The sequence below is a fragment of the Thermodesulfobacteriota bacterium genome (genome assembly GCA_030583865.1).
Taxonomy (GTDB): domain Bacteria; phylum Desulfobacterota; class GWC2-55-46; order GWC2-55-46; family GWC2-55-46; genus UBA5799.
Window position 1 is genome coordinate 351986 of record CP129479.1, and the last position, 13920, is coordinate 365905.

The 13920-nt window shown below is 52.4% G+C and carries 13 protein-coding genes and 1 tRNA gene; 7 read left to right on the forward strand and 7 right to left on the reverse strand.

What is annotated here, in order from left to right; translation table 11 throughout:
- Positions 1-43: 43 nt before the first annotated feature.
- The 7 genes from cobA to QY316_01695 form a co-directional block, all read right to left on the reverse strand.
- Positions 44-1597 carry a uroporphyrinogen-III C-methyltransferase gene (cobA, locus tag QY316_01665; GenBank protein ID WKZ33140.1) on the reverse strand — a complete coding sequence of 518 codons (1554 nt, stop codon included), beginning with the start codon at positions 1595-1597 and terminating at the stop codon, positions 44-46.
- Between the two features lie 109 nt (positions 1598-1706).
- Positions 1707-2168 carry a hypothetical protein gene (locus tag QY316_01670; protein ID WKZ33141.1) on the reverse strand — a complete coding sequence of 154 codons (462 nt, stop codon included), beginning with the start codon at positions 2166-2168 and terminating at the stop codon, positions 1707-1709.
- 248 nt (positions 2169-2416) lie between these two features.
- Positions 2417-3361 carry a hydroxymethylbilane synthase gene (gene hemC, locus QY316_01675; GenBank protein ID WKZ33142.1) on the reverse strand — a complete coding sequence of 315 codons (945 nt, stop codon included), beginning with the start codon at positions 3359-3361 and terminating at the stop codon, positions 2417-2419.
- 246 nt (positions 3362-3607) lie between these two features.
- Positions 3608-4915, reverse strand: coding sequence for a glutamyl-tRNA reductase (hemA, locus tag QY316_01680; GenBank protein ID WKZ33143.1), 1308 nt, complete (start codon positions 4913-4915; stop codon positions 3608-3610).
- A 228-nt stretch (positions 4916-5143) separates the two neighbouring features.
- A complete protein-coding gene (gene ccsB / locus QY316_01685) occupies positions 5144-5962 on the reverse strand; it encodes a c-type cytochrome biogenesis protein CcsB (protein WKZ33144.1) in 819 nt (272 codons plus the stop codon).
- A 32-nt stretch (positions 5963-5994) separates the two neighbouring features.
- On the reverse strand, positions 5995-6675 hold the full coding sequence (locus QY316_01690) for a bifunctional precorrin-2 dehydrogenase/sirohydrochlorin ferrochelatase (GenBank protein WKZ33145.1): 681 nt from the start codon (positions 6673-6675) through the stop codon (positions 5995-5997).
- 328 nt (positions 6676-7003) lie between these two features.
- Positions 7004-8467 carry a site-specific DNA-methyltransferase gene (locus QY316_01695; GenBank protein WKZ33146.1) on the reverse strand — a complete coding sequence of 488 codons (1464 nt, stop codon included), beginning with the start codon at positions 8465-8467 and terminating at the stop codon, positions 7004-7006.
- A 313-nt stretch (positions 8468-8780) separates the two neighbouring features.
- Between QY316_01695 and QY316_01700 the strand changes: the two genes are divergently transcribed.
- The 7 genes from QY316_01700 to QY316_01730 all read left to right on the forward strand — a co-directional run bounded on the left by QY316_01700 (position 8781) and on the right by QY316_01730 (position 13872).
- Complete coding sequence (locus tag QY316_01700) at positions 8781-9110, forward strand: (2Fe-2S) ferredoxin domain-containing protein (protein ID WKZ33147.1); 330 nt, start codon at positions 8781-8783, stop codon at positions 9108-9110.
- Positions 9111-9506: 396 nt separating this feature from the next.
- Positions 9507-9887, forward strand: a complete 381-nt coding sequence (locus tag QY316_01705) for a hypothetical protein (protein WKZ33148.1) — start codon at positions 9507-9509, stop codon at positions 9885-9887.
- A gap of 124 nt (positions 9888-10011) precedes the next feature.
- Positions 10012-11013: a VCBS repeat-containing protein gene (locus QY316_01710; protein WKZ33149.1), complete on the forward strand. Its 1002-nt coding sequence runs from the start codon at positions 10012-10014 to the stop codon at positions 11011-11013.
- A gap of 45 nt (positions 11014-11058) precedes the next feature.
- Positions 11059-11134, forward strand: a tRNA-Met gene (locus QY316_01715).
- A 94-nt stretch (positions 11135-11228) separates the two neighbouring features.
- Positions 11229-11564, forward strand: coding sequence for a hypothetical protein (locus tag QY316_01720; protein WKZ33150.1), 336 nt, complete (start codon positions 11229-11231; stop codon positions 11562-11564).
- Positions 11565-11999: 435 nt separating this feature from the next.
- Positions 12000-13490: a PIN domain-containing protein gene (locus QY316_01725; protein WKZ33151.1), complete on the forward strand. Its 1491-nt coding sequence runs from the start codon at positions 12000-12002 to the stop codon at positions 13488-13490.
- Positions 13480-13872, forward strand: a complete 393-nt coding sequence (locus QY316_01730; GenBank protein WKZ33152.1) for a hypothetical protein — start codon at positions 13480-13482, stop codon at positions 13870-13872. The genes QY316_01725 and QY316_01730 overlap by 11 nt, the downstream gene beginning before the upstream one ends.
- Positions 13873-13920 lie beyond the last annotated feature (48 nt).

Here is a 13920-nt window from a genome sequence, read left to right on the forward strand (position 1 = left end):
CCTGTTCCTAATGGGGCTTCGCATCTGGAGCTTTTTGAGCAGCCTAAGTGAATCTCGCCTTTTTCCGCAATCTGTTAGAGGCCCCCCTGAAATACTCCGCCATCGCCCTCGTAAGGGCGGGTATGGTGTAGTCCTTGGGCATAATGTCCACGGTCATGCCGAACCCCCGCGCAGTATCGGCTGTTATAGGGCCTATGCAGGCGACCGTGCAGCCCTTTAGTAGCTCCGGAAGCCGCTTTTTCCCGAACATGGCGGCGAAGTTCGTGACAGTGGATGACGACGTGAAGGTAACGATATCTATCGAGCCCTCAAGAAGGAGCTTTTCAAGCTCCCCGGCTTCCTTCGAAGGCTTAACGGTCCTGTAGGCCGGCGCGACGTCGATCTTGCCGCCGAGCCGCCTTATCTCCTCGGGCAATATCTCCCTGGCTTTCAATGCCCGGGCAAGGAGGAACCGCTTCCCTTTTATCTTGCGCCTGTCAAAGGCTTCGAGGAGCCCCTCTGCCTTGAACTCCTTAGGCATAAGGTCCACCCTTATGCCGAGCTTTTCTACGGCTTTGGCGGTCATGGGGCCTATGGCGCAGATCCTTACGTCCTTGAGCTCCCTTATGTCGTAACCGGTCTTGTAGAGCCTCTCGAAAAAGTATCTTACCCCGTTGACGCTCGTGAATATGGCCCAGTCGTATGTGGAGAGCCTCTTTATGGCCCTGTCGAGCTCTTTCCAGCTCGGCGGGGCCGTTGTCTTTATGGTCGGGAAGGTTATGGGCTCGGCCCCTTCCTTCTCCAGTATCTTCGTGAAGTCGCCCGCCTGCTCAAGGGCCCTGGTGACGAGCACGCGCTTCCCGAAAAGGGGCTTTGACTCGAACCAGTTGAGCTTTTCCCGGAGGCCCACGACCTCGCCGACCACGATAACGACAGGGGGCTTCAGGTCCTCTTCCCGGGCAAGCCCGGTTATGTTGTCGAGCCTGCCGATGATGGAGACCTGCTTGGTCATGGTGCCCCACCTTACGAGCGCGACCGGCGTAGACGGGGCCCAACCGTTCGCGAGGAGCTTCTCGGTTATGAGCGAAAGGTTTTTCCAGCCCATGAGGAAAACGAGCGTGCCTCTTCCCGTTGAGAGCCTGTCCCAGGCGATATTGGGCCTTTCCTTGAGGGGGTTTTCCTGGCCGGTTATGAAGGTCACGGCAGAGGAGAGGTCCCTGTGCGTAAGGGGTATTCCCGCGTAGGCCGGAGCGGCGACCGCAGAGGTAACGCCGGGCACGACCTCGAACTCTATTCCTGCGGCTGCGAGCTCTTCGGCCTCCTCGCCGCCCCTCCCGAATATGAAGGGGTCTCCGCCCTTTAAGCGGACTACGGTCTTCCCCTTACGCGCCCTATTGACTATGAGCCTCGAAATATCCTCCTGCGGGAGGGTCTTCTCGCTCCCCTTCTTCCCCACGTAGATGGTCTCTGCGCCGGGTTTGGCGTGCTCCAGGAGGCGCGAGTTCGCGAGGAAGTCGTATATCACGCAGTCGGCTTCCTTTATCGCCTCAAGGCCCTTCAGTGTAAGTAGGCCGGGGTCGCCCGGGCCCGCGCCTACGAGGTATGCCTTGCCAGCCATGTATTTCAAAGCTCCTTCATTCATTCATTCGTTTGACTAGAGACAGGGCCGGATAAGAAAAAAACAATTATTGGCGGCCCTGAAGCCAGCGAGCATTATGTCAGAGGCCTCAAACCGAGGCTTTTTTCTCTCCGGGCTTGACGGCCGCGAGGAAAAATACGGCCGGCACTGCCAGCGCAAGGACCACGGCCGCGGCCATGTTGAACTTGTTATAAAGCGCGAGCGCCTCTATGAAGCCCGAGGAAGTCACGAGCGAGCGGTAGGTCCTGGCATATATCACAAGCTGAGCTGCCTGGAATGGTATGAATACCGCGACGACTATCGCGAGCTTCGCCCTGAGCCACCCGGCCCCCTTGAGCCCTCCCGTGCTCCGCATGCACAGGCCGGTCGCCACGAGGACGAGAAAGGCCAGAAGTTCGATTAATATGAAGAACCTGTACTGCTCGATTATCCAGAGACGGAGCGAGACCTGCCTCCCGGCCAGGAGCATGAGCATATACGCCCCGGTGGAAGGGCCCAGCCAGGCAACTATGGCCAGAAGGTGGATGAATTTGGAGACCCTGTATTGCACGGTTCTATGGATGCCTCTGAAAATCGATCCTTTCCCCGGACTCTGCGTAGTTACGTGAATAAAAATGCTCACATATTATCTGATATATGCTCCGCTTTTTATTCCCGGCCCTCCTTGATTGCGGGGAAAATCTCTAATTTTTTAGCACCCCTATATAATTCCGGCCTGAACGAGCCGGATTCCTTTGTAAAGTGGGACTTCCGGATTCCCTTTGATCCAGTCCGCGTTGGGTATGGACCCGGGGTCCGTCAGGCCGACCCGGGGGGGCTTACCTCGTAAAGGTCCTTGAGGATCTCGTAGGCTCCGTTCTTCAAGAGCTTCTCCGCGAGCTCTACCCCGAGCCTCTCGCAATCCTCCCTGGGGCCGGAGACAGAGTCTTTTATTATATTTTTGCCGTCAATGCCGGCGACGAGGCCGGTAATCCTTATCGTGCCGCCCGTAAGCTCGCCGTGCGCGGCTATGGGTACCTGGCAGCCGCCTTCGAGCCTTTTAAGGAGCGCCCGCTCGCCCCTTACGCAGTAAGAGGTCTCCGGGTGGTCGAAGAAGGTGACGAGCCCGTTTATATAATCGTCGTCGGTCCTCGTCTCTATGCCGAGCGCGCCCTGGCCTATCGCGGGGAGGCTCACATCGATCGGGAGGAGCTCGGTTATCCTGTCTGCCCATCCGAGCCTCTTAACGCCAGCCCCGGCGAGTATGATCGCGTCGAATTCCCCGTTGTCGAGCTTTTTCATGCGCGTGTCGAGGTTCCCCCGGAGCTGGAGTATCCGGAAGTCGGGCCTTAAGTTCAATATCTGCGACTGCCTCCTCAGGCTCGATGTCCCGATGCTCGCGCCTTTCGGGAGGTCGAGGAGCTTCACATGGTTTCTGCTGAAGACCGCGTCCCTGGGGTCCTCCCTCTCGGTTATGCAGCGTAGGGATAGTCCCTCGGGGAAGAAGGTGGGCACGTCCTTCATGGAATGGACCGCAAGGTGGGCCCGGCCTTCAAGCAGCGCCTCCTCGATCTCCTTTACGAAGAGGCCCTTGCCGCCGACCTTGGCGAGCGGGACATCAAGTATCTTGTCCCCTGTGGTCTTTATCTTCTCGAGCTCGACAGTGAGCTCGGGGTGCCTCTTCTCGATCTCGGATTTCACCCAGTTGGCCTGCCAGAGCGCGAGCTGGCTCCCCCTGGTGCCTATGACGATCTTTTTTTTCAAAACGCGGTCCCCTTAGGTTTATTTACCCGGATGGAACGGGCCGGGTCTTCTAACAGGCTGCTGAAAAAGCCCAATCTGCCGTGCCGTCTTCAAACTTCGTCACCGCGGCGTACAAATAGTACGCCTCATTCCTCGCTTCTCGACGCCTCGCATCTGGAGCTTTTTGAGCAGCCTTAGCGAATTTTGCGTTTATCCGCAATCTGTTAGAATTTTATTGCCCGTCCTGACGGGCCGGAATCCATATGGTCAATCGTCGTTATTCTGGGCCGCCTTCCTGACGGCCTCCTCGTCTACCGCGAGGTCGAAGAGCTTCCGGATGGTGTCGATATAGAGGTCGCCCTCAATCTTGTTGGCCTCGCGCTTGAGGTGCGTTATCGGGTGGTGGAGTATCTTCTTCACGATGGCCGATGTCATTGCGTCGAGGACCTTCATCTCGTTCTCGCCGAGGCTCGAAAGCGAGCCCATTGCCCTGGCGAGCTCGGCCTTTCTCACGGAGTCGCAGGCCTGCCTCAATGCTATGATGGTCGGCACCACGTCGAGCGACTTTATCCACCTGTAGAACTTGTCTATCTCCTCGACTATTATGGCCTCGGCCTGCTCGGCCTCCTTGTGCCTCTCCTGCAGGTTCGCCACGACCACGCCCTGAAGGTCGTCCACGTCGTAGACGTAGCAGTTGTCGATGTTGTTCACCTCGGGGTCGATGTTCCTGGGGACAGATATGTCTATGAAGAACATGGGCTTGTTCTTCCTCTCCCGCATGACCTCCTGGACCTGCTCGGGCTTTATGATGAAGTTCGGGGAGGCGGTCGAGGCTACGACTATGTCCACGTTCTTCAGGTAATGCGGGAATTCCCTGAACATTATGGCCGTGCCCGAGAAGCACTTCACGAGCTCGACGGCCTTCTCATAGGTCCTGTTCGCGACCAGTATCTCGCGCACCCCGTTAGCCTGGAGGTGCCGGGCCGCGAGCTCGGCCATCTCTCCGGCGCCCACGAGCATGCAGGTCTTGCCGGTGAGGCTCCCGAATATCTTCCTTGCGAGCTCCACCGCCGCAAAGCTTATGGAGACGGCGGACTCGCCGATCTTCGTCTCGGTCCTTACGCGCTTTGCGACCTGGAACGCCTTGTGGTAGAGCTTGTTTACTATGACCCCGGCCGTATTCCCGTGGACCGCGTACCCGTAGGCGTCCTTCACCTGACCGAGTATCTGCGGCTCGCCCATTATCATCGAGTCCAGGCCCGCGGCGACCCTGAAGAGGTGCTTCACGGCCTCGTCGCCCTGGCGTACGTAAAGGTGGTCGTCGAGCCTCTCAAGGGGTATGGAATGGTAGTCCGAAAGGAACCTCTTTACCTGCCATGTGCCCTTCTCTGCGTCGCTCGCGACCGCAAGCACCTCGACCCTGTTGCAGGTGGACAATATGACGCCCTCGGCGAGCCCGTAATGGTTCGTAAGCTTCGCGAGCGGCTCGCCTATGGTGTGGGACGGGAACGAGAGCTTCTCCCGTATCTCCACGGGCGAGGTCTTATGGTTTAGTCCGACTATTACGAGGTTCATCTATCCCGCCTAAGAAAATTGATCTTTTCCCCGGACTCTGTGTCAAGCCGGGAATAAAAATGCTCACATATTGTCATATATGCTCCGCTTTTTATTCCCGGCCTTCCTTGATTCCGGGAAAAATCTCTAATTTTCAGATGTTGACTGTTCTCTTATGCTCCGCTATTTATTTTCGCCCTGCCTCGACCTCGCGAAAAATCTCCAATTTTCTGAATATAGCTTCAATCCTCAGCGCGAAAGGCCGTGCGCCCCCCCGGAGAGTATGTTTATTATGAAATACGAACCTATGAGGCAGGCGAAGGCGACAGCCGACAGTATGGCCGCTTTCCTGCCCCTCCACCCGGCCGTAAGCCTGCCGTGAAGGAGCGCCGCGTAAAGGAACCAGGTTATGAGCGACCATACCTGGCGGTGCTTCCACTGCCAATAGCTGCCGGTCGCGTATTCCGACCATATGGCCCCGGTTATGATGGCTGCCGTAAGGAGCGGGAAACCGTACTGAAGGCACTTATAGTTAAGCTCGTCGAGAGTTTCAAGCGACGGGAGGGCAAAGAAGAGGCCCTTGAGTTTCCTTGTCTTAAGGTATCTCTCCTGGATTATGTACATGACGCCCAGGAGGAAGGCCAGGGCGAAAAAGGAGTTTCCGAGGAAAGCGAGGCTGACGTGAACCGGAAGCCAGTAGCTTTCGAGCACCGGAGAGAGCGGCACAATCTCCTTTGGAAGGAGCGAGGCGGTTATGAGGAGAAGGAGCGCGAACGGGCTCACGAACGCGCCCAGGACCCGCTGCCTGTATTTTATGAGGAGGAAAAGGAACGCTAAGACCATCACCCATGAGAAAAAGGTGAGGGACTCGTGGAAGCTCGTAGCCGGGGTGCGGCCCGCTGCGGCCCAGCGGGCGATTATGGTGGCCGTATGAAAGGCGAAGCCCGCGACCATTGCGGCCTGGGCTACGGTAAGGAGCCGGTCCTTTCGCGAAAAGAGATATGCCGAATAGACAAGGGTAGCCAAGAGATAGACCGCCGCCGTTATATGGAAAAAGATTTCGCTCACGCCCTTTTATACACCCTTGCCGGATAGGGCGCTTAGCCTCGCCCTTCTCCTTTAAGCCTGACCCCGAGCTTCGAGAGGGTGTATCCTTGCCCCAGGGTTTCCCTGAGTACGGAATTCACCTCCCGGATGCGCCCCTCTTTGAGGAGCGCGGGTATCGGGGACTTAACCAAAGCCTTAATAATCCTTTCTTTTTTATCACGGCTGAGGCCGGTTTTCAATAGCTTCTTCCTGGCCGCCCCCAGTATCTCGATAAAGGCTTCGTACTCGGCCCCGATGCGCCCCTCGAATTCTTCCCTGAGGACGCGCGCAAGGTAAGGGCTCTTGCCCGATGTGGATATGGCTATGGTTAACGCGCCCCTCCTTACGACAGAGGGGACGATGAAGTTCGAGCGGGCCGGGTCGTCTACAATGTTCAAAAGACAGCCGAATACTTCCGCATCCCTCTGGACGGCCTCGTTGACCGCCCTTGAAGCCGTTGCAGCGACTACAAGGAAGCAGCCCTTCGAGTCTCCCGGCCTGTATGCCCTTTTACGGAGCGCTATCGTCTTTTCCCTTGCAAGCCCCTCCAGGGCTTCCGTAACCCTGGGGCCCACGACAGTCACCCTGGCGCCCGCCGCCAGAAGGCCCAGGGCCTTCCGTTCGGCAACAGGGCCGCCACCGACGACCAGGCAGGGCCTGTCTTTCAGATCAAGAAAGACGGGATAATAGCGCATATTCGCATTGAGGGAAGGTAAGCGGCCCCCATCAGCCGCCCGCGGGGGATTCCGCCCCCCTTACGGGGAAATCCCCCCTTCCCAATTCAGATTATCTCCCCGAATTATTAAAAGAAAGTGAAAGGGTTCTTTAAAAAATTGTAATTTGGCACCTCTAAAAAGAGATCTTTTCCCCGGACTCTGTGTCAGCCTGGAATAAAAATGCACATATTGACATATATGCTCCGCTTTTTATTCCCGGCCTTCCGGGAAAAGCAGGAAAGATCTCCAATTTTTAGAAGTTGCCATTCATTTTTAAATATGTGGAGACTCGCGTATCTCGCTCTTTTCAGGCCAGCTCCCCCAGAAACCACTTTTCGTTCCCGCATATGTCCGAAAAGACGAGCATTACCGCGCCTTTGACCTCTTTGAGAGGGAAACGCAGCTCGAACCCCTTTTCCCTAAGCTCCTCATTTGTGTGGAACGAGTCTATATGAAGGACATCTCCGTTGAAGTCCATGTCCAGGGCCACGGAAGAGAGCGCATCCAGCCCCGCGCCTTGCCGCGCACCAGGGCTTTTGAACCGCTCTATCTTTACGACGCACTCGCCGGTAGATTCGTCTATGGAGTAGCGGCACTTTACGTCAGGGCCGCGCTCCCCGCCGCACCCGCAGTCGTATTCTTCGGGGCATATCGAGAATACTTCAAAGGGGGAGCAGGCCTTTCCGTACCTTTTCGCCGGTTTTTCGATATGCTTTGAATCTTTTATGGAAAGGAGCCTCTTTTCAATGGTATGGATGGAAAGCGCACCGGAATCCACCCCCGCCCACCTCCTTCCGAGCTTTTCGGCAACGGCAAGGGTCGTCCCGGCCCCGGCAAATGCGTCGAGGACGAGGTCGCCGGGGTTTGAGGCGGCACTTATGATGCGGGAGAGAAGGGCCTCGGGCTTCTGCGTGGGGTAGCCGGTCTTTTCCGTCGCAGACAGATGCATGGCGTCAGGTATATCGTCCCACACATCTCCCACGAGCTTATTCTCAAGAAGGAAGTCGCCCTCCTCGCGGAGGAAATACTTAATCCGGACAGTGCCGTTCCTTGTACGATAGATGCGGCCCTCTTTTTCAAGGGCGCGTATGCTCTCGTCCGTATAGTCCCCCCTGGGGGAGGTCTTGAACCAGCGGCCAACCTCATCCTGCTTGAAGCCGCTACCCTTTTTGGGTATGGCCTTTTCGAAAGCGAGCTGGTTGAAGGTGTGTTTTTCGCCTCTCCTGTACCAGAGTATTATGTCGTGGTTACGCGAGAACTGCCCTGCGATGGCCTTTGCCCCCCTGCCGCCGTAGCTCCAGACGATGTCGTTAAGGAAGTTCTCTTCTCCGAAGACCTCGTCCATTACGGCCTTTATGTAGTGGGCCTTTTTCCAGTCGAGGTGGACGAAAATGGAGCCGTCCGGGGAAAGGACCTCCCTTAGCAGTATGAGCCTTTTTCTCAGGAACTCTATGAACTCCGCGCCGAGGACCTTGTCTTTATATGCCTTCTGGTTTTCCTTGCCCCTGAATTCGAGGTTTGTCGAGAAGGGCGGGTCTATGTAGACGAGTTTCGCGCCGGGTGTGCCGTCGCTGGATTTGAGCTGCCCGCTTCTCTTCATCTCAAGGAGGGAAGCGAGGGCATTGAGGTTGTCGCCCGAGATGAGTATGTTACGCCAGCCCGCAGGCCCCCTTATCGCCTTTATGCGGTTCAGCGGAAGGGCAGGGGTCGAGAGGACTTCGTCTTCAGGCGGCTTGCCCCTGTATGTAAGCTCGTAACTGGACCGCGTCAAAAGCGCGCCTCCGGGGTATGCGTGCGCGCTCATTATAGCAGAATAGCGCCCTGCAACCTCTAAAAATTGATCTTTTCCCCGGACTCTGCGTCATGCCGGGGATAAAAATGCTCACATATTGTCATATATGCTCCGCTTTTTATCCCCGGCCTTTCTTGATTTCGGGAAAAATATCTAATTCTTAGAGGTTGCCTTAATCTCCGAGAGGAACGGACATTTCTCCTTGATTTGATTGCGCTGAAATCGGATTATAATTGTATTTGCCGCCCCGAAGCTTCGGGGCTTAATGATCGGAACAGCCGGAGGGAGAGGCATGAAACCATACAGGCTCCACGCGTTCGTATGCCTTGGCAAGAGGTGCCTGAACAAGGGCTCTGAAGAGATATTGGAGGACATGAAGGGCAAGGTCAAGGCCGGGGGCTTGAAGGGCGAGGTGAAGGTATCGAGGTCCGGGTGTCTTAGCGTATGCAAGGAGACCGACGAGGAAGGGGAGTACTCTCCGGCCATGGTCGTCTATCCCGAGGGGGTCTGGTACAGGAACATCACCCTGAATGACGTGGACGAGATAATAGAGAGGCATTTCAGGAAGGGCGAGATAATCGAGCGGCTATTGCATTACAGGCTCGGCTCAAAAACAGCTTGACTCCTGTCGGTCTATGATTTTAAATCAAGCGCCGTATCCAACTCTAACTCAAATGATCGCTTCCGTGGCTAATCACGGGAGCTCTCTTTTTCTCCTCTCCCCATGATTTAATCAGGCGGGAGGTGATTAAGGGGAGGGTGGATATCTTCACCCCCTCCCGGCCTCCCCCATCAAGGGGGAGGAGCCAATAAGAAGCGCGGTAAGCCACGGGTATCAGACCCTAAAAGAGAATAAAACCTTTGTGCAAGGCAGGTCTTTCAGGATGAAATCATTTATAAGGCTATCGGCACTTTTTCTATTCGTTATTTTGGCGTTAACGGCCCCCTCCGGGCGGAAGCGGCCCCGGAAGAGAAGAAGATCGCGATACTCCCCTGGAACGTGAACTCGGCGGAAAAGATGGATTTCGTGAAGGGGGCGATGGCCGACATGCTCGCCTCAAGGCTCGGTGGCTCACTTGTAATCGTGCGGCATGACCTGGTGAAGGCCGCCCTTCCGGGGAATAAGGGCATCGAGGAGGGCGCGGCGCTTGAGGCCGGGAAAAAGCTCAACGCCGACCTCGTGCTTTTCGGTAGCGTCACCGTCTTCGGGAAATCAGTGAGCATGGACGCGAAGCTTCTGGATGTGGCAACGGGCAGGGCTACGCCTTTCGCCTCACAGGGCACCGGGGTGGAATCCATAATAGGACTTACGGATAAGCTCTCAACAGATGTGCTGGCCTCATTGAAGCCCAGGGCAACGGCACCGGCAATAGAGGAAAAGCCAGCCCTCGACAGCTGAGATAACGGCGCCGGCGATCACGGCGGCAATACCCGCCCCGACAGCCGAAGCCATTCCGGACGACGGCTTTATCGTAAAGCCCAAGGCAGGGCAGGACAGGCCCGTCTCGTGGAGGAGCGAGACGATGGAAGGCATGTACGTTGCAATGGACGCGGCAGACCTTGACCGCGACGGCAAAAAAGAGATAGTCGTCGTATCAGGGACGAAAGTAGTGATAGGCGCTTACGCCGAGAACGGCTTCCGCGTGCTCCACGAGATGGAGGACAAGACCGGGACGAACATCTCGGTTTCCATAATCGACATGGACAGGGACGGCGCGCCCGAGGTCTATATTTCGAGGATATCCGATAACGATGCCGCAAGCCTGGTAATCGAGCACAGGAACGGGAAGTATGAGGTAACGGCAAGCAACATCGGCTGGCTTGTGCGGACGGTGCGGGCCGGCGACGCGGCCCCGGCGCTCATAGGCCGGAAGTTCAGGAAGCTCGACGGCTTTTACGGCGGCGTTAGCGTGCTTGCGAGGGAAGGCGGCAAGCTCGTAGAAAAGGGAGAGTTCAGCATCGCTCTTCCCGGGGGCGCTGACATTTTCAGGTTCGAGGCGCTTGACTTCAGGGGCAAGGGCGGGCTCGACGTCATAGCCCTGGACGGGCGCGGGTATTTGAAGGTTTACGCCGCGGAGAAAGAGGGGGAATGGGCCGAGGAATACAGGAGCGCGGACTTCTTCGGCGGCACGCTCAATTATATTGTGCGGAAGGCCGACCGCCCCGGCACCACGGAATCCGAGCCGTTCCCGGTCGAGGGGAAGTTCTACCACCTGGATATGGACAAAGACGGAAAAGCCGAGCTGATAATAAAGAAGAACACGCCCGGCGGCCTGGGGCGTAGCGCCGCGCGGCCTGCCTCATTCAAGACCGGAGAGCTTGTAAGCCTCTCGTGGGACGCGATGGGCGGGACAGTGGCCGAGAACTGGCGGACGAGGCCCGTAGAGGGCTATATATCTGATTTCCTCATCGAGGACTTTGACGGCGACGGCGCGCCCGAGGCGGTGATGCTGGTCGTCACAGGGACGGGAAAGCTCTTCGGCACCACAAAAAGTTATATACTTTCCCACCGGATTTCATTATAATCTTCAGTCTGCGTCACCTGCATCTTTCCACAAGCCAGCAAACCCGGCGGTGTAGCTCAGTCGGCAGAGCAGGGGTCTCATAAGCCCCGCGTCGGTGGTTCGATTCCACCCACCGCCACCAGTTTGATTCTAATTAGATCTTTAAAAAATGATGTTGGTGGGCGTAGCCCGCCTAAATACTGGCTTCTGGTTGTATATCAATAAGGAGACTTAAAATGCAAACATTGATACAGGTTTTTTGTAGTGGAAGGGGTTCTCTTCGCGATGCAATTGCCGCTGACAAGAGAATAGAGAAATACGATTTGGTAGTTTCAGAGAAAAAGAATCGAAATAGATCAAGCGGATGGTCGAAAATCCACAGTCTTAATGGCTCTCATGGTGCCATTAACATCGAATGGGAAGCAAATACGAATATGTTGTTATGCAGAGTAATAACTAAGGGAGGAAATCAAAGCGATATAATTGCTGCCTTTATTAATTATCTGCTCTCAAAACATAAAAAACGTGTTCAGATGATAAATATTCGACCAATAGAGCATAAACACATATAAGCTATGTTGCATTTTTTGAAGCAGATATGTCATTTTTCAAGTAATTACGTTGTTATCATTTACGGCCGACGTCAGCTGTGCAAACTTTAAAGAAAATCACCAAACAGGCAATTTCTTCAAAAGACATAACCTCTGGATTGATAAGGCAAGACGGGAAACTCGGCCATAAGTTATAAAAAAATTATATTTTGCTGTTTAAGTCTCATGTGCCCCGTCGGTGATTCGATTCCACCCACCGTCACCAAAATACTACTTTCAAGAATTACTCAATTTTCGCTAAAGTCCTGTAGCCGGTTTAGAGCTTGAAAAACACTTTGTGGTTTGATTTACCTCTTCATCCGATTTCTAATGACTAAATGTAATCAGAAAGAATGCTCAATATGAATGAGGGATAAATAAATAAAAAATATTTTTAGAAAGATAAATATATAAAGAATGCGTATACTTATAGATACAAATATTATTATTCATCTAGAAGACTCATCGAAAATACTTGATGATAGCCTGAGTGAACTTTTTAGACTTGCGTATGAAAATAGACATGAGATCGTAATTCATCCAGCATCATTTGATGATATTAAAAAAGATAGAAATGAAAAAAGAAAAGAAATAAGCTTTTCAAGGGTTCGTAAATATCCTGTACTTAAAGGCCCACCAGAGCCTGGGGATCTCGAACTGAAAAGCTTAGGATTATCTGCAATAACGAAAAATGACCATATTGATAATTTAATTCTTTATGCTGTATATAAAGATGCCGTAAATATTCTTGTAACCGAAGATCGTGAAATGCACAAAAAAGCAGCATTTTTGGGGTTGTCGGACCGCGTTCATTATATACAGCAAGCCGCTGAATTTCTAAGAAGACTTTATAGTAGCATACCTGTATCTCTTCCGAACATTGAGGAAGCTGCGCTTTATCAAATTGATTTGAGAAATTCATTCTTTGATTCATTGCGTGAAGACTACTCGAAATTTGATGAGTGGTACAAGATGGCATCACGAGAAGGCAGAAAAGCTTGGGTTCATAGAAATGAAAAAGGCGAACTAGGTGCAATTTGTATTTATAAAGAAGAGAAAGATCCAATAATCACGACTGAAAATATCTCAATTCCTGGGAGAGTACTTAAGCTTTGTACTTTTAAAGTAGAGGAAAGAATGCGCGGGCGCAAGCTGGGAGAATTATTGTTAAAAGCGGCTTTTAGGTATGCTACTGATAATAAAATTGAGCATATTTATATTACCATGAAGCCAGGTAAGCAAAATTATTTGGAGGACATGTGTGAAGAATTTGGGTTCTATAGATTTGGAAAATATATTGATAATAGAGATGATGTATTTATTAAAGAACATTTTATTATGCCGCCTGATACCGAACTAACACCATTAGAATATAACGTACACTATTTCCCACATTTTAAATCTGATAAGAATGTTAAGAAATATATTGTCCCGATTAGACCCAAGTTTCATGGTATATTATTCCCTGAAATTGAACCTCAACCAAGCTTAATTGTAGGTTCAACGGCTGGTAATGCAATAAAACAAGCATACCTGTGCCATGCGCGTATTCATGGAATAAGCCCGGGAGACATTTTACTATTTTATAGATCACAGGATTTGCGAGCTATTACTAGTTTGGGAATTGTTGAGCTATCAACAGATCTTCAAGAGCTAGAAAAAATTATTCAAATAGTATCAAAGAGAACTGTTTATACTTTTACAGATATAAAAAAAATGGCTGAAAAAAAGACAAAGGTTATTCTTTTTAGACTATCTGAGCACTTTTCTCTACCAATATCTTATAAATGGTTAATTACTAATGAGGTCGTGCGCGGCAATATACAAACGATCAGAGGGATTTCACATGAGTCTTTTACAAAAATTATGCAAGAGTTCGCACCAAGTAGTTGCATTCATGCCCATTAAGCCAGTATATGCAATTAAATTGATGGAGGGGCTCAAAAAATATGAGTTTAGGAGGACTGCTATTAGGCAAGACATAACTCATATAATTATTTACGCGAGTTCTCCTGTTAAGAAAATTGTCGGCATAGCCGAGGTTGAATCAGTAAATGTTGCGAGTCCAACAGCGATTTGGGAAAGCACCAAAAGCTCTGCGGGAATAACTCGTAAAGAATACAGAAAATATTTTCAAGGAACAAGGCAAGCAGTGGCAATAAAAATTAAAGATGTAATTAGGTTAAAATGCGATATTGAACCTGATAAGGTCCGCGAGGGATTTAAAGTTCCTCAATCTTTTTTATATATAGATATGGATTTTGTAAAAAGAATGATTGGCAAGGGATGAGAAACATAGTAGCTATAGCTATTAATCATTGGTCTATGAAAAGATTTG

Coding starts and splice junctions, on each gene's coding strand:
- cobA (WKZ33140.1), bottom strand. CDS start 1,597: ATGGCTGGCAAGGCATACCTCGTAGGCGCGGGCCCGGGCGACCCCGGC.
- hemA (WKZ33143.1), bottom strand. CDS start 4,915: ATGAACCTCGTAATAGTCGGACTAAACCATAAGACCTCGCCCGTGGAG.
- QY316_01690 (WKZ33145.1), bottom strand. CDS start 6,675: ATGCGCTATTATCCCGTCTTTCTTGATCTGAAAGACAGGCCCTGCCTG.
- QY316_01700 (WKZ33147.1), top strand. CDS start 8,781: ATGAAACCATACAGGCTCCACGCGTTCGTATGCCTTGGCAAGAGGTGC.
- QY316_01705 (WKZ33148.1), top strand. CDS start 9,507: ATGGATTTCGTGAAGGGGGCGATGGCCGACATGCTCGCCTCAAGGCTC.
- QY316_01710 (WKZ33149.1), top strand. CDS start 10,012: ATGGAAGGCATGTACGTTGCAATGGACGCGGCAGACCTTGACCGCGAC.
- QY316_01720 (WKZ33150.1), top strand. CDS start 11,229: ATGCAAACATTGATACAGGTTTTTTGTAGTGGAAGGGGTTCTCTTCGC.
- QY316_01725 (WKZ33151.1), top strand. CDS start 12,000: ATGCGTATACTTATAGATACAAATATTATTATTCATCTAGAAGACTCA.
- QY316_01730 (WKZ33152.1), top strand. CDS start 13,480: ATGCCCATTAAGCCAGTATATGCAATTAAATTGATGGAGGGGCTCAAA.